Raw genomic sequence first — 16,290 nt, 5'->3', positions numbered from 1 at the left:
CAACTTAAATTCCTCGGCGGAGAATTTTTTCAGCTATCTGGGGAAACCAGCGGTTGAGAAAAAACAGCAGTTTAGTTTTACCGATTTGCATTTCATAGCGATCGCGGGTAAAATTACGCCAAAATTCATCCACCAGTGTATCAGGTGATATTTTTCCTTTACCCCGTCCTTGAGTCATTGGTGTATCAACTAAAGGCGCAATAATTTCAAACACTTTAATAGATGTAGTTTCCAGTTGCCACCGTAAAGCTTTAGTTGCAATATGTAGTCCTGCTTTACTACCGCAATAAACAGGCGCACTTTGTTTAGGAACTAACCCCAAACCAGAAGAAACATTAATAATAGCAGCCTTTGGTTGTTGCTGGAGATGAGGTAACATTAGTTTAATCAATTGCAGTGGGGCAATTAAATTAGTGCGTAATTCTGCGTCGATTAATTCTGGTGTTATTTCTGGATTGAGAAATTCATAGTTGTATTGAATCCCGGCATTGTTAATCAGAATATTCACATTTGGGTAGCGATTGACTAGTTGTTGTAGGGCATTTAAATCTCTTAAATCAGCAACTTCAGTGATGATATCAGGTAAGATTTGTTTAACATCAGCTAACTTCTGTGAATCCCGCCCAGTAATAATCACTGTATTTTGTCCTTGCAGAAATTTTCGAGCTAGTGCTAAACCAATTCCTGATGAACCGCCAGTAATCAACACTATGTTACTGTGGGTTGACATTGTGGCTTTTGTTCTTGACAATTTGATACTTGGATTGCGGACACCGCAGCCCAAAAACGCCAGAAAGCTTGTGTATAGCATGAAAGGACGTAATCTTGTTTTCAGCATTGCTTTATAAAAGCGATCGCATTCATAACATCTTCTTCAGATGTAATCTAGAATTATGGCGCAGTCATTAACCTATGTTAATTAACCGGAAGATTTTTGCGAATGCGACTGAGAGACACAGGCGAAATCCCCAAATAAGATGCAATGTGATATTGTTTAACTCGCTGTTCTAAATCGGGATACTCTCTCAAAAAATTTTGGTATCTTGTTGTTGCGTCATCTAGAAGCAACTCTGCCTCACGTTTCTCTTTCTTGAGAAACAATGCCTCAACTAATTTATGATTTATTGTCTGTAAACAAGAATTTTCTGTACATAATTGGACGTACTGACTATAATCTGCAACTAGTAATAATGAATCTTCTAAAGCTTCAATAAAAAATTGGGCAGGTTGTTTTAAAATTAGCGCCCTATAAGCAGTCACAAAATGATTTTCTGGACAAAATGATTTTGTGAATTCACCACCTGCTGAGTTTACATAGTAAAGCCGTAAAATGCCTGAAGCCACAAATCCAATTTCAGCAGGAATTTCACCCGCGCGAATCAGGAAATCTCCCGTTTTTAAAGTTTTGGGTTGAAAAACGTGAGTTAATTGTGCGAGTTCATCTGCTGAGATGTCAACTAAGTTCTGGAGAACATTGCCAAGTTTTTTAACTGATTCATCAAAAATATCTTTTGCAGACACTGTAAATCCTTTAGATAAATCAATTATATTTTAAGCGATCGCATCTGCAATACTTGTAAAAAAGTGATATTGCCTAATTTTCTTCTCTTGACTCTTCTTGAGAGACATCTGCTAATTTTATCTGTAATTCTTGTACTTGCTCTACTGTTAACCCAGTAATTCGCGCTACCGTTTCCACTGATAAACCTTCACGTAGAGAGTTAACGGCTACTTTCTCTAATGCTTTTTTTTCCCAGCTTGTGATAATTTCCATATATTCCTCCTTTTCATCTAATCCCATTGTAGTAAGTAGCTAGGCGCAATTAAATATAAAACGCTCAAGAGCATATCCATCCTTAAGGCTTCTGGCTTCAATGCCATCAATAATAGCCATCGCTAAATCATAATTATTATCAAACATCTGTCCAGCAATTTCATGAGTCTTCAATTGATGCCACTCCTCCTCAATTCGATTCATTTGAGAACAATAGGGTGGTAAGAAAAACAAGTATAGTCCTTGTTCTTGCCATTGTTGCCATCGTTGTTTTGCTTTGTTACTCCGATGCAAGGAGCCATTGTCTTGAACAACCACAGTGATTTGACCAGTTTCATCTAAAGTTTGTTGTGCTTTAGCTGCAACCAAATCCATCACTTCAATGTAACGCGGTGTTTTGAACCCACCTTGAACTAAGGCATACTCAAAACTGGTTTGAGGTTCCCATAAACCCAAAATGCTAATACGACCACCACGACTACCTACTTGTGGCATGAGTTTTTGGCTACCAATACGGCTGTAACTATAGCTGACAGGACTCCAACGACAACATCCAGATTCGTCAAGGTATTTCAGTTCAACATAACCATCTGCTGCCGCTTGCTTCAAGATATCTAGGTCTGCTTGTTTAAGTTCTCGTTTGTCTGGATCTTGTTTCCCTTTATGGCTATGACGCGTGCGTTTCCATCTCCAGCCTTTTTTTTGAGCAAACGTCGCAGACGGTCTGGACTGAGCTGTACATTTCTCTGTTGAGCCAACTTTTGTGATAACTGCAAACTGTTATAGGTACGGGGTTCTACCTCTAAACAATGCTCTAAGTATGCTAAGTCCGCTTCCAGCCATTTACGCTTTGCTCCTCGTCCTGCTCTTTCCCACAATCCCCCCAATCCCAAGCTCTGCCATCGCCGCAGTGTTGCTCTTACCGTATGTTCGTGACATTCAAAAATCTGGGCAATTGCTGGTACATTCCATCCTTGAGCATTTAATCGAATCATGTGGGCGCGATCTCGTGTGCGTTGAGGAACGGTTGTCGCTTCTCGCAACTGAGCCAGTGTCAAATCTTCTAAATCTGTTAATGTCACTCGTAATGGAGCAGGCATCTAGTCGCATCTGTTTTTGAACTCACTTTATCTTATATTTAATTGCAACCAGCTACTTAATTACCGCCTTAAAAGTTTGTTCTTCGGCTTCATTTAAATTTAAATAAGTATCAACAAAGCCGGAAATCAATTGCATTCTTGCAGGATCTAATTTTAAAGTAGTTAATAGCCGCAAACATTCGGCTTTCACCTGCGGACATTCTGCTGGTGAAATATTCATTTTGGACATTAGTGCTGCTGCAACTGGGTTTTGTTGATTTAAATAATCTCGCCAACTAATTCTATTTAATTGAATTGCAGCAAATTCAAATTTGAGTACGTCTAAATCAGGAAAGGTAATGCTATGCGTTTGTGGTTCTTGTCTTAGTGGTTCATCAAAAGAGAAAATTACGACGGGGTAGATTGGTAAATCATATTTTTCGTAAAGTCTTGCAAAATATTTAAACATTCGTTTTGCAAAATCTTGCTGTGTATAAGATTGAGCTTCAACATGAATTAGGAAGAAAGTATCTTGTTCTCGATATTTTACTTTTGCAAGTAAATCTATGATTTTTTTATCTCCCGCAGTCACATCGACAAGTAATTGTTCTGGTAAAAATTGAATCGAGTCCTTATTTATATCACCAGCAACAGCAGGAAGAAATAAGTCGATAAATTCAGTAAAAAATGTAGAGATTAATTCTTTAAATAAACGATCATGATCGATGAACATAATTTGGTAGTACTAATTTTCTTCTTCTAGCAATTGTTCAATATATTTCTGCACTAAAGGCACTTGAAAAGCATTACCTTCTTGAGTCAAAATTTCCTTACGGGTGAGCCTTCGTACTGTTCCTTTATCTTGTGGTGTGGGAGTTTCACCTTGAATTATTCGCTGAAGTAAATTGCGGTCATTCTCTGTTAAATTATTCCAGATTTCCCGAAAATATTGATCGCCTCGCTCTAGCACAATGGGAATAATTTCTTGTATATCTTGCGCGGTGGCTTTGATTTTTTCTAGTTCTCGGCGATTTGCTCTAATATCTTTGTTTAAAAATTCTACTAACTCATAACACATCAACTGCACAAGATAAGGTTGACAGCACGTTAGTTGAATAATTAAATCTACAGCACTTGATTCATAAATATTAGAAAAATCTTCTATAGGCTGGGTAATTAATTCACGGGCTTCTGACTCTTGCAAATAACTCATTCGCAAAGCGCGGGTGTTAATTAAATAATCAGTCCAGTAAGGTTCAAGTTCAGATAATTGATGGGAACCACTAAATAGTAAAATCCATTGTTTTTGATGTTGCAGCAAATTGCGAATAAAGTTGAGTGGCGCACGGCTTTTTGTAGCTGCAACTACTTCACTCAAGCGTTCATATTCGTCTAAACATAAAAGAAATCGCTTACCAGAATTGCTGCGTTCTATTTCTGCTAACCAAGTTTGCAATGCCGGAAATGGATCTTCCGCTAGTTTATTGGCATCTGGATTTGGTAAGAAGATTTTGCGCGGTAAGCGGCGTGCAGTATTGATAATTTGTTGTGATAGATTTTCGGCGAATCCTTTAAGTGTTGTGGCTGATGCTGCTCCTTGTAAATCTACCAACAAAGGAACGATATTAGGAACAACTTTGTCTGGTAAATATTTGAGTGCAGAGGTTTTGCCAGTTCTGCGTCTACCGTAGAGTAATAAAATTGGTGGCTGGTCGGAAAGTGTTAGAGTTTCAATTTCTCGAAATATATCAATTCGCCCTTTAAAGCGATTTGTAGCTGTAACGGGGTCTAAAGAATTACCAGCGATGTAAACTTGGCGAATTTCTTGTGATTGTTTTGCTGTTTCTGCTAAAGTGCGTTGTGCTATTTTTAATATTGTTAGCCAACGGTTTGCAATGCTGCCAAATTGAGTAGCTAATGCAGGATTTTTGGCAAAAGTCAGAGTGTTTTTTAGTTTCTGTAAGGCATTAATCGGAGGTTCTAATAACTCGTATTGTCGATATGGTGTGGTTGCTTCTTGTGATGCTTTTACACCTTGGCTAATATCTAACAATTGGGGCATAATTGTCCCAAGTTCTGTTGGTGGTGGTGATGGAATCCATGTTAGTTGATAGGAAATATCGGCAATATCTCCTAATCTTCGGCATTGATTGAAAATATCTATAGCAATTTTAATGATTGCTTGTGCTGCAACTTTTTGTTTGTTTGTCGATGTAATTAAATAATCAATAGTTTTACGAGCAGTGACTGGGTTTTCTGCGTAAGCCTCTACAATCATCACATCCATGAAAGGCAGAGGTAAAATAATCAATTCATCAAACCAAAGAGGGAGATATTGTAAATAACTTCCTGAACTTTTCCACCGAGAAATAAAAAAAGTAATGAACATCCAAACCAATTCCGGCAACCAAAAGTAAACTCTGAGTACACCAAAAACCCACGCCACGCCGAACGCCACACCCATCGCCACGTCTCTCGCCACGCCTAGCGCCACGCCTAGCGCCACGCCGAACGCCACGCCGAACGCCACACCCATCGCCACGTCTCTCATCATGCCTACCGTTACGCTTAACGCTATGCTGAAGATCACGCCTAGCGCCACGCCTACCGTTACGCTGAACCCTATACTGAACATCACGCCTGGCACCACGCCTAGCGCCACGCTGAACGCCACACCCATCGCCACGCTGAACGCCACGCCAGATAAAAATGTAGCAGCCAAAAACATAGTAAGGACGGCAACAAATAAAATAACTAATCTATTTTTATTGCTACTACGGTCTAAAACTTTTCCTATTAGCCAGCCCAACAAAAAAATTAAGCTTAGAAACCAGTTAAATGATTCCCTACTAAGCAGTATGTAAACTGGTGCAAAGAGCAATACAGTAAAGATTGGTACTAATGCAGTTAACCACCAAACTTGCCCAGCGTAGCGACGTAAACGGGGATTTGAAAGAAACTTAGAGCGCCTATCAAAAGGGTTGTCTGTAGGTTTTAATTCTGGATGGATATCACGCAGCCAGCGTTCAAAGGTAAAAGGCTTGAAGTAAATCCAATATAAAAGGCGCAGACATTCAACTACATAATTCCACAAGGCTGATGTTGGTGAGTGTTGACTCATATCATGTTCTGTAAATAATTTTTCTTACGTCATTGCGAGGCGTAGTAAAGTGTGGCTTGGGTTAAGAAACAAAAACTCAACTATAGTTAAGACTTCGTTGGGTTTCGCTATCGCTCCACCCAACCTACTTTTTTATTTAATCCCTAATTGGTCACGCACAAAATCCCAAACTTCATTCAAATTGATGACGCGTGTAAACACCAAAATAACCATTACTAAAATTGCCATTCCTTTAATCCAGCTACTCACATCATCTACAGTTCCGCCAAGAAATTTAACTACGCGCCCTAGACGTACTGGTAAATTCCAAACTAACCAACGCAGTCCACGCCACCATCGGCGCGAATCTAACCGAGACTTTGGTAAGCGCCGAGATTCTTGAACAAAATGAGTTTTTACCCAGTTTTCATCGTGTCCTTGCTGACGTGCTTCACACACCAAACCTCCTGCTATTTGCAGTAAAAATGGATGACTCCCAGCTAACTGCTGAGTTAAACGCTGTTCATCCATACTTAAAGCAGGTGCAGCATTATTCACTGTACTAGCTGGTAGACGGAGCAAATCTTTGACTTCATCTTCTTGCAATTCTCCCAATTTAATCACATGACCTAAGTTGAAAAAAGAAGAAGTTAATTGATGTTTTTTGCTGTAAAAATCTAATTGATATTGTGAAGCGATTACCAACATCACAGAGTTGTGATTCATCAAAGAACGCAAGTTGTTGTAAAATTCATTATTAAATTCGCTCTTGTTATCAAATAAAGTTTTAAAATCATCCAAACATAAAACTGGTAATACACCTTGCCTTTTCTATTCTCTGATCGCATCAGAAAAAGCTGCACGGTCAAGGGGTCTAATTCTTAACGGGTCACTTAAAGCTGGGTTGGTCGCTACACTAGAAAAATTGAGTAACTCTTGCGCCGCCGCTAAATAAAAATTTTCCTCTCGTTGACAATGTACACTTTGCAAGGAAAGGTAAATTACAACGTAGCGGCTAGAGTTCTGCACTCGCTGTTCCCAAGTTAGAAAAAAGTGATACAGCAGCGAAGATTTACCAATGCGCTTTTCACCCACAATGTTAATACTTGTCGGCTGTGGGCCACTCATCCGAGATGCGATCGCGTGTAATTCATCCTTCCGACCAACAAACAATCTAGAATCTTCAATCATCCCCGCAGCCACAAACGGGTTAGCAGGCAGCGATGCAAAAGTCATGTATAATTTTATATTAATTTAATTTATTTCAGTGTAATTGCTTAAAAGCATAGCATTATATTTTGTTCGGTAAAAGACTCATCATCAAAGGCGCAAAAGTTGCCAGGAAGGCAAACATTACAATTGTGACGCTTGAAAGATAAAATGCGATCGCTCACATTGTGATTGTGACGGTAAAAAGATGAAATGCGATCGCTCTCATTGTGATTGTGACAGTGGAAAGACGAAATGCGATCGCTCTCATTGTGATTGTGACGGTGGAAATATAAATTGCAGTTGCATTTGATATGCTACTGGGGAAAAACAAATTCAAAATCACCTGTGACTGTAGATAAAATACCAGACGAAGCAATAGTTATTCGGGGTGGACGTAATCGGCCAGAAGATATTGAGCGTGGTTTTGGGACTCATCCTAGTGGAGTAACTGGAATATCTGTAGAGAGTGCGATAGGATTATCGATAGAACAGTTAGCTGCAAAAATACCTCACGGACAAATTGGAGTAACATCAGTAGGCGCAGTTAGAGCTTCAGGAGGAGATGTAATTCGTACTTCTGGTAGAAGTCCCTCTCATGCGACGTTAACAGGCTTAACCCCACAGCAAATTAGCAGCTTGCTTACTCCTACAATTGCTAATCCAGCTAAAGCAAACTAGAAATTTTCTCACCATTTATAAAGCTATGGATAAACCAAGAGTCTTTGCTGATTTTCATAATGCTGATTCTCAAGGTCGCCTGCGACTTAATTGTACTGGTACTATTGAAGATTTAGCTCGTCAAAAAATTTGGTTGCAAGATAATCTAAACTTAGTCTTGTATAGCGAAGATTTAGAAGTTGATGGAATTGTTCAATATTCTCATGAAGAAAATGTTTGGGTTGCGGTAATTGATTGGGATAATATCAGAGAGCAAGATAATATTTCAATCCCAGATATTAATCTCATATAGCAATAGTTCAGTGTTCAGCAAATAGTTAAGTTTATAATTATAATTTTTGTCGATGCTCCAAAATATGAATGAAACTGCCGAAAAACTTAAACTCGAACTTTCTCGGCTATCCGCAAAAGAACGTGCTGAAATTGCCTACTTTTTAATTCATTCTCTCAATGAAGATAGGGATGATGATATAGAAACTGATGGGGATACGGAATTAAACCAACGGTTGGAGGATATTAATCGTAAAACATCTATTGGAGAACCATCATCTCAAGTTTTTTCTGAGTTACGAAAAAAGTATTCGTGAAGAAGTGATTTAGTTTATTGCGATCGCGCATGGTAAGCGCAAACCGAATTACTGGAAACAAAGAAATATTGAAAGTTAATCAAAAATTGCAGAAATAAGCCAAATATACCGTGCTTTGACATCACGAATTTGAATTAGTAAATATAAGAGCGATCGCTCCATCAAAGTACTACTGATTCTCTGCCCAATTTTACCTAATCTAGCCATAAGAAAGCAACATTCCATAACTGTTATTTACGGCATCTTGACAATAAGCCAATATTGTTTCAAAGTGCTGCCAAAATTCTGTTTCTGCTTTTTTAGTTTGCTTAGGTTCAGAAGACTGGGGATACAAAATTTTATGCACCTCTAAAAAATTAAGTTGCCGAAATTCTTTTAGTTTCTGTGTCATTATTTTGACTTGGGCTGGCGTAAAATATGACATTGCACCGTAACCATCATCCTTGCCAATCTCATAACCGATAAGCCCTTCATCATCTAGCCAATCAAAAAAGTCATAACTACCAACCCAGAACTGATCAACTAATCCTGCTGCAACAATTTCGGGAATATATGATTTAAGCTTCTCGTAAATCTCACGAGAAATTCGTTCTTGTTCTCCTAAATCATTCCATATTTCTTTTTGTAACTCTTCAATACCGCGCCAATAATTATCAGAATACTCCTCTAAAGCATAAGCTTCTCGAAAAATATCAAATAAACTGGGATGACACTGCAATTTTTCTATAATCTGTGGCGATACCTGTTGAAAATAGCAATGTGTAGACATAAGCCATTGAGTATCTCAGACGGATAAGATATTGCAGTGTAACATCGCTTCTAGAAAAATCTACAACCGATAGCCGACACTGAAGTAAAAACCATCATCTTGGGCATTTGTCCCTCGGTCATCTAAGTCTATCAGGGGATAACCATAATCAAGTTTGATGTCAAGCTGTGGTATGGGTTGAAATAATACACCAACTCCGATACCTGCAATAAATTTCTGACGTTGTAAGGTATTTGGATTATCATCCACATTCCAGACGTAAGCCATATCAAAGAATGGCGCAATTTGCAGTGTTGAGTTACCAGATGCGTCTCGTTGTACTGTTAAACGGTCTTCGATAGTCAAGCGTACACCGTTATCGCCAGCGCGGACATTTTGGCGATAACCTCGGACTGATTGACCGCCACCCACAACAAACTGCTGGGCTGGTAACAAAGCATTGGGTGTAATTTGTAACTCAGCTTGGGCAACTAATATATTATCTGTACTTAGGCGTTGCACTCGCTGGGCTTGTACTAACCAACTAAAAAATTGCCCATCGGGAATTGGGCTGGGATTGCTAGTAGCATCAAATATACCAAGACCGAAACTAAATAGCGATCGCAACGCCCAAGCACCATTAACATCCCGTACTACATAATCTTGACCAAACTTAATTACACGGGTGCGACTATTCCCTTCATCATCCGGGCCAAAACCAAAAGGTGTCGGCCCTGCAAAGGTAAAAGTTTGACCATTCTGCACCGCAAAACCTAGAGATAAAGCAAATTCTTCACGGGGTGTTCTAATTAATGGTTGTCTAAAACTAATTTCGTATAGTTGCGATTCTCCACTAATATCAAAAGCTGCAAATGGTTCTTCCACAACATTTGTATCGTTAAATGAGGTTCGCAGTTGTAAAGTCCCATCCATCGGGTTGAGTGGGAGGCGATAATTAAAATCAAAAATATTTGCGCCCCCTCTGGTTGTTAAATAATAGGCAGCACTAAATTCATCACCCAAACCAGACAGGTTGCGATAACTAGCATTCACCCCCAATCTTTCCGAACCAATGCTAGGGGGAGAGTAGTTATCAACAGTCAACGCTGCATTAAAGGGTTGTGCTTCGGTAACGCGCACAATCAAAATACTTTGACCAACACCACTACCAGCACGTAAACTAGCTTCCACGTTAGAAAATAAAGGGTCAGCCCGGAGTAATCTTAATTGGTCTTCTAATGCAGCAGTCAAAAGTGGCTTACCTGCGCCTAAAGCGATACGACTACGCACATATTCAGGATTTAACCGTCTTGTACCTTGAACTTCAATTTTTTCGATTGTCCCTTCAATTACTCGAATTTCCACCACCCCATTGTTAACGGTTTGGTCTACAACAATTGCCCTAGAAGTAATGTAGCCTTGGTCAAGGTAAATTTGAGTGATAGCATCAGCGGCTTTGCGGAGTTCTTCAACAGTGACTTCACGCCCTTCTACCTTCTGAGTTATCGACTGAAATCTATCGGGGCGAAAAACGGTACTTCCTGTGACGTTGATTTTCTCTACTTTAATAGTTTGAGAAGTTTCTGTAGGCTGAGTTTCAGGAGTTGGTGTTGGTGTTGGTTGTATGGGAGGTTGTGATTCTGGCGGTAAAGGCGCTGGTGTAGTTCCTGGCTGGGGAAAGCGGTCTTGATTAGGATTTCCTTCAGGATTTGGTGCTTGTGCGAACGATGGCAAAGTTAAAATTACACAAACACAACTAAAAATCAAGCTAGTAGATAGACAATATAGATATTTTTTGAATGAACCAAAATAAATTGCAGATTGTAAATTCGACATTTTAAATTTTGTCTATAAAAATCATTTCTATGTAAGTTTTATTGTTTCTGGTTTTGCTATATTATGTGACTTTTTTATTATTTTTTAATGTATTTCTCCAATTAAATTAAATCCTGACCAATATTTAGGATTCGGATACTGTTTCATTGTGGCTAACATCGCTTTTTGTAATGCTTGTGCTTTGTTAGGTTTCTGCTTTAACTGGCGATAAAATTCCGTAGTTAACACAGATGTTGGTGTATCCGTTGCTGCCCATTGCGAGACAATTACACTAGGAACACCAGATGTCATCAATGCTAAAGATAAACTCAGTACACCATTGCCCATGCTACCTTGTCCAGTTTCCCCAGCACTGATAAAGGCTAACTTAGCACGCAAACGCTTACCTTTTGGTTGATTGTACAAGTTGAGAATTTCGCTGGCGGTGAGTAGTCCGTTATTTTCTCCAGCTAAGGCGATACCTCCTGGTATACCTTGTCTTTTGATATCATCTAAAATACTATATGTTGCCAGATGAATGATTTTTGCTTTGGGTAATAAAGGGAGTATTGCTGCTTTTGTTGCTTGACTACCAATTAAAGCTTTGGTTTTGAAGAAATCAGCAACAGCTAAAGCTTCTTGTTCTGAATTTATAAGTTGTGGTAAAGGTTGCGGTGCTTGATTAATTGCGTGAGCAATTTTCGGCATGGTAGGATTACCCACTACAACAAATTTACTCCCACCTGTTCTACCTCGTTGTTCTTTAGCTAATTTGAGTATTTGAATTGCTGGTACAGTTGAAATCGGATGTTTTTCAATTAAATATTTACCAGAAATATCTACTAAAGCCGGGAAGGGAACAAACCATAACTCATCTTGGGGAATAAATATGACTTGGGCTGTGGGACTTTCGGGTAATAAATCAGCAATTGGCTTGATTAATAATTGATGTAGCTGTAATAAAGGATTAACAAGTTTTTTACCTTGATTATCTTGACTATTCACACCTAGATAATTAGGAATACTGGCAACTATTTCGGGGATAGAATTAACTGAATTAAATGTATTTTCTGGTGTTAGTTTGACTTTGCGGAATGTAATCTTACCTGTAGACTGAATTACCCAAATGTATAAGCCATCATCAGGAATGATAGAATATTTAACCAGAGTTGCTTTTTGCTCTTTAGCTATTTTTTGAATATCGGTAACTGTAGGTAAGTTAATTGCTTTAGGTGCGATTTTGAGATTATTATCTTTTGGTTCAGAAACTAACCGCATTCCCAATAATTGTAAGAATGCCATAATACTGCTTTGTTCAGAGACTTCTAACGCGGCTTCTGGCTGATTTTGGGTAATTAAAACTTGTTGTAGTAAGCGATATGTATTGCTTTGTTCCACTGCATAATCAATGGTGTTGCCTAACTCCAAGCGTAGAGATGTCCAATTTTTAATACTTGTTTCTAGGATAGCTTTAGCATCATCTAATTTATTAGAGTTTAAATAAACAAAAGCTAAGTTATTTAAAGCTGTGCCTTGAGTATAATTATCTTTATTAGCTTTAGCAGAGTTTAATTGTTCTTCATATAATTCTATGGCTTTATCGTACTCTTTTGCAAAAGTGTAAGCCCGTCCTAGTTGTTTAATTACCTCAGTTTTTTGGGTTTTATCTGTGAGTTTTAGCTGTTGTTGATAAAACGCGATCGCAGCTTTAAAATCTCCTTGAGTTTTATAGGTTTCTGCTATTTGTTTAAATGTGAGAATTACTAAGGAATTATTGCTTAATTCCTGAGCTAATTTTAGCTGTTGCTGATACGCTGTGATCGCCTGGGAATATTGCCCTGACTTACGATAAGTTGCAGCTATATTTTGTAATGAATCAATTTGCAGTTGATAGTTATTATTTGCTTTTGCAGTTGTTAGTTGTTGGGAATAAAAAGCAATCGCTTGCTTATACTCAGTCGCCGCATCATGGTCTAAACCAACGTTACCTAAAAATGCAGCTTCTCTATCGGGATTACCAATTTCTTTTTTGAGTGCGGTGGCTTGTTCTTGATATTTTTTGGCTAATTTTTCATCACCAAGATTAATATATGTATTACTGAGATGTTCTAAAATTTGTACTCTAATTGATTGATTAGCAAAATCTTGGCTTAGTTGTAGACTTTGTTTGTAAAAATTAATCGCAGTTCTATATCTACCGAGGGTAAAGTAAGCGTCGCCAAGGCGAAATAATGCGGTGGCTTCTCCAGTGCGATCGCCTATTATTTGATATAGTCTGAGTGATTCTTGTAATGATGCTAAGGCTGATTGAATTTGTCCGTTGGTTAGTTGTCTATTGCTGAGGTTTAAGAGTAAGTTAGCACGGTATTGTTGTGCGTCTATTGGTTGGTTGGAGTTGGCGGTAAGGGGGAAGAGGAGGAGGAAGGTTATTGTTAATAATAGATGGGGTTTCATGGTTTTTTGTCTCACGCAAAGGCGCAAAGGCGCAAAGAAGAAAAATTTGCTTTTAATCAAATCCTGGGGGAAGTTCTAAGGGTGAGAGTTTATCTGGTTGGGATGGTGTGGGAGAGTTAGGATTAGGCGTGGTGTTGTTGGTTGGGGATGGGGAAGTACTGGGGGGTTGTGTGGGTTGTGTTGCTGGTGGTGGGGGTATAGCTGGAATTTGGGGTTTTGCACCTTCTAGTTGTGGTAGTTGTTGTTGATTTGTTGTTGAATTAGGTGGTAAAAAAGTTTCGAGGGTGACGGAACGAGTTACTTTTTCGCCAGCAGTATTAGTGACTTGTAAAGTAATTGTTTCGCTACCGGGTTGTTGGTTAACTGGATAAGGTATTGTACCGTTACGGGGGATATCTCCTGGTGCGGGAAGAAGTTCTACTTTAATATTATTGGTACCTTCTACTTTCCAAGATATGTTTAAAGGTTTGTTAGGTTTAAGTGGATTAATTAATATGGGATATTTGGGCAGTGGATTATTCCCATCAATTTTGAATTCAACAATTTTACTGGGTAGAGATTGGACTTTTATTAAGTCTGTTTTTGGTGAGATGCTTGGTTTATCGGTGTCGGTTTTGGTAAATACTTGCAGTTCAAATATATAGTCACCTGCACCGCGATTATTAGCAGGAACATTGCGACAGTTTAGTTGATTGTTTTGCTGGTTGCAGAAGGTTTTTAGTGTATCGGGAATGCCTTGGCTAACATCATAAATTTGTTGTGGGCTATTAACTAAATTTTCTGGCGATCGCCCAATAATTCGCAATTCTTTTAATCTATCTAAATCATTAATTTTCCAATTGAGGCGAATGGTATCTGGGCTGATTTTGGTAGAACTAGTTTTGACTTCTTGATAAACAGATTGTGCAGGAGAAAATTGGAGAAGTTGTGGGGGGGGAACTGGGACAATTTTGATGGTATTAGTTTTAATTGTGTCCGAGGGCAAGTCTGGATTATCATTAGCAAATGCCTGCATTTGAAAAGTATAATCTCCTGTTTTACGCGCATCGGTAGGGACGTTAGAACAAGTTAATACTGCACCTATTTGGCAAAATGGTTGCAGTTCTGCGGGAATCTTGCCGTTGAAGGTATAAACTATTGGTTGTACCGCCGCTGTACCATCAGCAAATAAGCCAGTTAAAGATACAGTTTGCAATTTTTTGGGGTGGCGAATTTGCCAACTTAAGCGAATAAAATCACCGTTCGATGCTTGATAAGTCGCATCAGAGGACAGAAATTGCAGAATTTTAGGGGTTGCGAGGGGACGGAAAAACCATAACCAAATCAAAAATGCGATCGCTGCTACACTACCTATAACTGTCAACAATACGAGTAAAAATTGCCACCAAGGGCGCGGTTCCCAAATTAAACTTCCTGGTAACGCTGGGTTGGGTAAAGGGATTTGTTGCTGATCTGTTAATTCAATGCGAAAATTCAGTAATCGTCCCGCGCCGAACATCGGACGATACCACCATTTCACGGGTACTACTGTCACTTTCGTCGAAACTTTTTCTCCAGGTAATACGCGCAACATCGCCGGAGAAGTTGTGTAACTACACACTTTATCTTCATCAATAGGAACCGCTTCAAAAGCGATTTCTCTGACAGTGTTACCCGCATTTGTCAACTTGACTTCAAAAGTTCCGCCTTTGCGTCTCACCCGATTTACCACTATTAGCATCTCTGCGTTTAGTAGGTAAGAAGGTAAAATTTCCCAATATATAACATCCAATAGCATCAAATCAGGATTGTTGGCAGAATACAAGCGGATGCTGGGGTAATAAAGTTCGGCGTTTGCGTCTAGCGGTGGTTGAAACTGAAGTAAGATTTCTCCCTTCTCGCCTGGGTTGAGATTTAAACCCATATTGGGGATAACCAGTCCCGCAGTTTCCAAACCTTCGGGATAACGGATACTCACCCACTCCTGGGGTAAATCAAGACAACTGAGGCGAAATCTATCTACCCTATCAGAACGGTTGTGGACATTGACATTAACTTGTAAGATTGCGCCGGGGAGAATTTTGGCAGGCGATCGCGAACTTGTTAAAGGTAGTAAGCTAAAAGTCGGGTCACTAACTCTAACAACCGTTTCAATCGCAGGTAAAACTTGAATCCGCGCCCCATGTCGAATTGGCGTATCTTCAGGATAATGTAGCGGTGCATCAACAACAATTGCATAGTTATAAGTGCTAGGAATTGCTGTGACAGGTACTTGAAATTCAAATAACACCTCACCCACAGAATTAGAACTCAGTGCTAACCTCTGTTTAGGCGCATCACACCATTGAATTAATTGGGTTGATAATTCATCAATATAAATATCAATTAACGCACTTTCCACCCCTTTATTTGTAACAGTTACATTTAGGTCAAATTTTCCCCCAGCCTGAACTGCGTAATCACCAGAAGGATTAAAAATAATCGCCAGAGGATTTCCAGGGGCGAGAGTTTGTTGTAGATTTTGTTGTTGAATGCCGCGTTTAGCCGCCAGATTAACCTTGTATTGTACCTCCCCAGAAGTTAATACTTGCTGAACAAAACCTTCATCAACTAATTCATCTAATAAAGCTAAAGTAGCTTGTTGATTTAAATCTAAATGAAGTGATACTTGGGTAAGAGAAGCACTATCAGGACGCTTAATTAACCACTGCACAATTTTGCGCTGTTGTGGTGGCAGAGTCAACACATCTGCCATACTCAAACCGAGTTGGGAATCTGTATTTCTCGAATTTGTGGCAGTCATGCTTACCCCCAAGCAAGTTAAAAGTAAAAAGGTAAAAGTAAAAAAGGATTTTAACTAAGTC

16 protein-coding genes and 1 pseudogene are annotated in these 16,290 nt (G+C 39.1%); 3 read left to right on the top strand and 14 right to left on the bottom strand.

Features of this window, described 5'->3' with window-relative positions:
* Positions 1 to 4: 4 nt before the first annotated feature.
* From NOS7107_RS18595 to NOS7107_RS28655, 9 genes and pseudogenes are all read right to left on the bottom strand, one after another.
* Complete coding sequence (locus tag NOS7107_RS18595) at positions 5 to 730, bottom strand: SDR family oxidoreductase (protein WP_044500956.1); 726 nt, start codon at positions 728 to 730, stop codon at positions 5 to 7.
* 185 nt (positions 731 to 915) lie between these two features.
* Positions 916 to 1,521, bottom strand: coding sequence for a Crp/Fnr family transcriptional regulator (locus NOS7107_RS18590; protein WP_015114487.1), 606 nt, complete (start codon positions 1,519 to 1,521; stop codon positions 916 to 918).
* A gap of 73 nt (positions 1,522 to 1,594) precedes the next feature.
* Positions 1,595 to 1,774, bottom strand: coding sequence for a hypothetical protein (locus tag NOS7107_RS18585; protein WP_157374081.1), 180 nt, complete (start codon positions 1,772 to 1,774; stop codon positions 1,595 to 1,597).
* Between the two features lie 39 nt (positions 1,775 to 1,813).
* Positions 1,814 to 2,874 (bottom strand): annotated as a pseudogene (locus NOS7107_RS27985) (IS630 family transposase).
* A gap of 52 nt (positions 2,875 to 2,926) precedes the next feature.
* Positions 2,927 to 3,586 (bottom strand): Rpn family recombination-promoting nuclease/putative transposase, encoded by a 660-nt coding sequence (locus tag NOS7107_RS18570; protein ID WP_052314760.1) that lies wholly within the window; start codon positions 3,584 to 3,586, stop codon positions 2,927 to 2,929.
* Positions 3,587 to 3,598: 12 nt separating this feature from the next.
* The gene (locus NOS7107_RS29730) at positions 3,599 to 5,974 is read right to left on the bottom strand and encodes an AAA family ATPase (protein WP_015114486.1); all 2,376 of its coding nucleotides are present in this window, start codon (positions 5,972 to 5,974) and stop codon (positions 3,599 to 3,601) included.
* Positions 5,975 to 6,106: 132 nt separating this feature from the next.
* Positions 6,107 to 6,754: an AAA-like domain-containing protein gene (locus NOS7107_RS29460; protein WP_044500133.1), complete on the bottom strand. Its 648-nt coding sequence runs from the start codon at positions 6,752 to 6,754 to the stop codon at positions 6,107 to 6,109.
* 30 nt (positions 6,755 to 6,784) lie between these two features.
* Entirely contained in the window at positions 6,785 to 7,189 is a 405-nt protein-coding gene (locus NOS7107_RS29455; RefSeq protein WP_044500131.1) for a hypothetical protein, read from the bottom strand.
* Positions 7,190 to 7,343: 154 nt separating this feature from the next.
* Positions 7,344 to 7,502 (bottom strand): hypothetical protein, encoded by a 159-nt coding sequence (locus NOS7107_RS28655; RefSeq protein WP_157374078.1) that lies wholly within the window; start codon positions 7,500 to 7,502, stop codon positions 7,344 to 7,346.
* 8 nt (positions 7,503 to 7,510) lie between these two features.
* Between NOS7107_RS28655 and NOS7107_RS18550 the strand changes: the two genes are divergently transcribed.
* From NOS7107_RS18550 to NOS7107_RS18540, 3 genes are all read left to right on the top strand, one after another.
* Entirely contained in the window at positions 7,511 to 7,843 is a 333-nt protein-coding gene (locus tag NOS7107_RS18550; RefSeq protein WP_015114485.1) for a hypothetical protein, read from the top strand.
* Positions 7,844 to 7,868: 25 nt separating this feature from the next.
* Complete coding sequence (locus NOS7107_RS18545) at positions 7,869 to 8,135, top strand: hypothetical protein (protein WP_015114484.1); 267 nt, start codon at positions 7,869 to 7,871, stop codon at positions 8,133 to 8,135.
* Positions 8,136 to 8,199: 64 nt separating this feature from the next.
* The gene (locus NOS7107_RS18540) at positions 8,200 to 8,430 is read left to right on the top strand and encodes an addiction module protein (RefSeq protein ID WP_044500948.1); all 231 of its coding nucleotides are present in this window, start codon (positions 8,200 to 8,202) and stop codon (positions 8,428 to 8,430) included.
* A gap of 75 nt (positions 8,431 to 8,505) precedes the next feature.
* On the opposite strand, the gene NOS7107_RS29725 is transcribed toward NOS7107_RS18540, so the two are convergent.
* From NOS7107_RS29725 to NOS7107_RS18520, 5 genes are all read right to left on the bottom strand, one after another.
* The gene (locus tag NOS7107_RS29725; protein WP_015114482.1) at positions 8,506 to 8,637 is read right to left on the bottom strand and encodes a hypothetical protein; all 132 of its coding nucleotides are present in this window, start codon (positions 8,635 to 8,637) and stop codon (positions 8,506 to 8,508) included.
* The gene (locus tag NOS7107_RS18535) at positions 8,630 to 9,199 is read right to left on the bottom strand and encodes a DUF1877 family protein (RefSeq protein ID WP_015114481.1); all 570 of its coding nucleotides are present in this window, start codon (positions 9,197 to 9,199) and stop codon (positions 8,630 to 8,632) included. Before NOS7107_RS18535 ends, NOS7107_RS29725 begins: the two co-directional genes overlap by 8 nt.
* Before the next feature lie 60 nt (positions 9,200 to 9,259).
* Positions 9,260 to 11,014: a ShlB/FhaC/HecB family hemolysin secretion/activation protein gene (locus tag NOS7107_RS18530; protein WP_015114480.1), complete on the bottom strand. Its 1,755-nt coding sequence runs from the start codon at positions 11,012 to 11,014 to the stop codon at positions 9,260 to 9,262.
* An 84-nt stretch (positions 11,015 to 11,098) separates the two neighbouring features.
* A complete protein-coding gene (locus NOS7107_RS18525; protein WP_015114479.1) occupies positions 11,099 to 13,447 on the bottom strand; it encodes a CHAT domain-containing protein in 2,349 nt (782 codons plus the stop codon).
* A gap of 52 nt (positions 13,448 to 13,499) precedes the next feature.
* Positions 13,500 to 16,229 (bottom strand): hypothetical protein, encoded by a 2,730-nt coding sequence (locus tag NOS7107_RS18520; RefSeq protein WP_015114478.1) that lies wholly within the window; start codon positions 16,227 to 16,229, stop codon positions 13,500 to 13,502.
* Positions 16,230 to 16,290: the final 61 nt, after the last annotated feature.

This window comes from Nostoc sp. PCC 7107 (assembly GCF_000316625.1).
Classification (GTDB): domain Bacteria; phylum Cyanobacteriota; class Cyanobacteriia; order Cyanobacteriales; family Nostocaceae; genus Nostoc_B.
This window is presented reverse-complemented; position numbering and strand designations above follow the sequence as displayed.

What these genes read in the sequence shown, in the direction of transcription:
- NOS7107_RS18585 (WP_157374081.1), bottom strand. Translation starts at nt 1,774, where the DNA reads ATGGAAATTATCACAAGCTGGGAAAAAAAAGCATTAGAGAAAGTAGCC.
- NOS7107_RS18570 (WP_052314760.1), bottom strand. Translation starts at nt 3,586, where the DNA reads ATGTTCATCGATCATGATCGTTTATTTAAAGAATTAATCTCTACATTT.
- NOS7107_RS18595 (WP_044500956.1), bottom strand. Translation starts at nt 730, where the DNA reads ATGTCAACCCACAGTAACATAGTGTTGATTACTGGCGGTTCATCAGGA.
- NOS7107_RS29730 (WP_015114486.1), bottom strand. Translation starts at nt 5,974, where the DNA reads ATGAGTCAACACTCACCAACATCAGCCTTGTGGAATTATGTAGTTGAA.
- NOS7107_RS18525 (WP_015114479.1), bottom strand. Translation starts at nt 13,447, where the DNA reads ATGAAACCCCATCTATTATTAACAATAACCTTCCTCCTCCTCTTCCCC.
- NOS7107_RS18540 (WP_044500948.1), top strand. Translation starts at nt 8,200, where the DNA reads ATGAATGAAACTGCCGAAAAACTTAAACTCGAACTTTCTCGGCTATCC.
- NOS7107_RS29725 (WP_015114482.1), bottom strand. Translation starts at nt 8,637, where the DNA reads ATGGCTAGATTAGGTAAAATTGGGCAGAGAATCAGTAGTACTTTGATG.
- NOS7107_RS18530 (WP_015114480.1), bottom strand. Translation starts at nt 11,014, where the DNA reads ATGTCGAATTTACAATCTGCAATTTATTTTGGTTCATTCAAAAAATAT.
- NOS7107_RS29455 (WP_044500131.1), bottom strand. Translation starts at nt 7,189, where the DNA reads ATGACTTTTGCATCGCTGCCTGCTAACCCGTTTGTGGCTGCGGGGATG.
- NOS7107_RS18535 (WP_015114481.1), bottom strand. Translation starts at nt 9,199, where the DNA reads ATGTCTACACATTGCTATTTTCAACAGGTATCGCCACAGATTATAGAA.
- NOS7107_RS18545 (WP_015114484.1), top strand. Translation starts at nt 7,869, where the DNA reads ATGGATAAACCAAGAGTCTTTGCTGATTTTCATAATGCTGATTCTCAA.
- NOS7107_RS18520 (WP_015114478.1), bottom strand. Translation starts at nt 16,229, where the DNA reads ATGACTGCCACAAATTCGAGAAATACAGATTCCCAACTCGGTTTGAGT.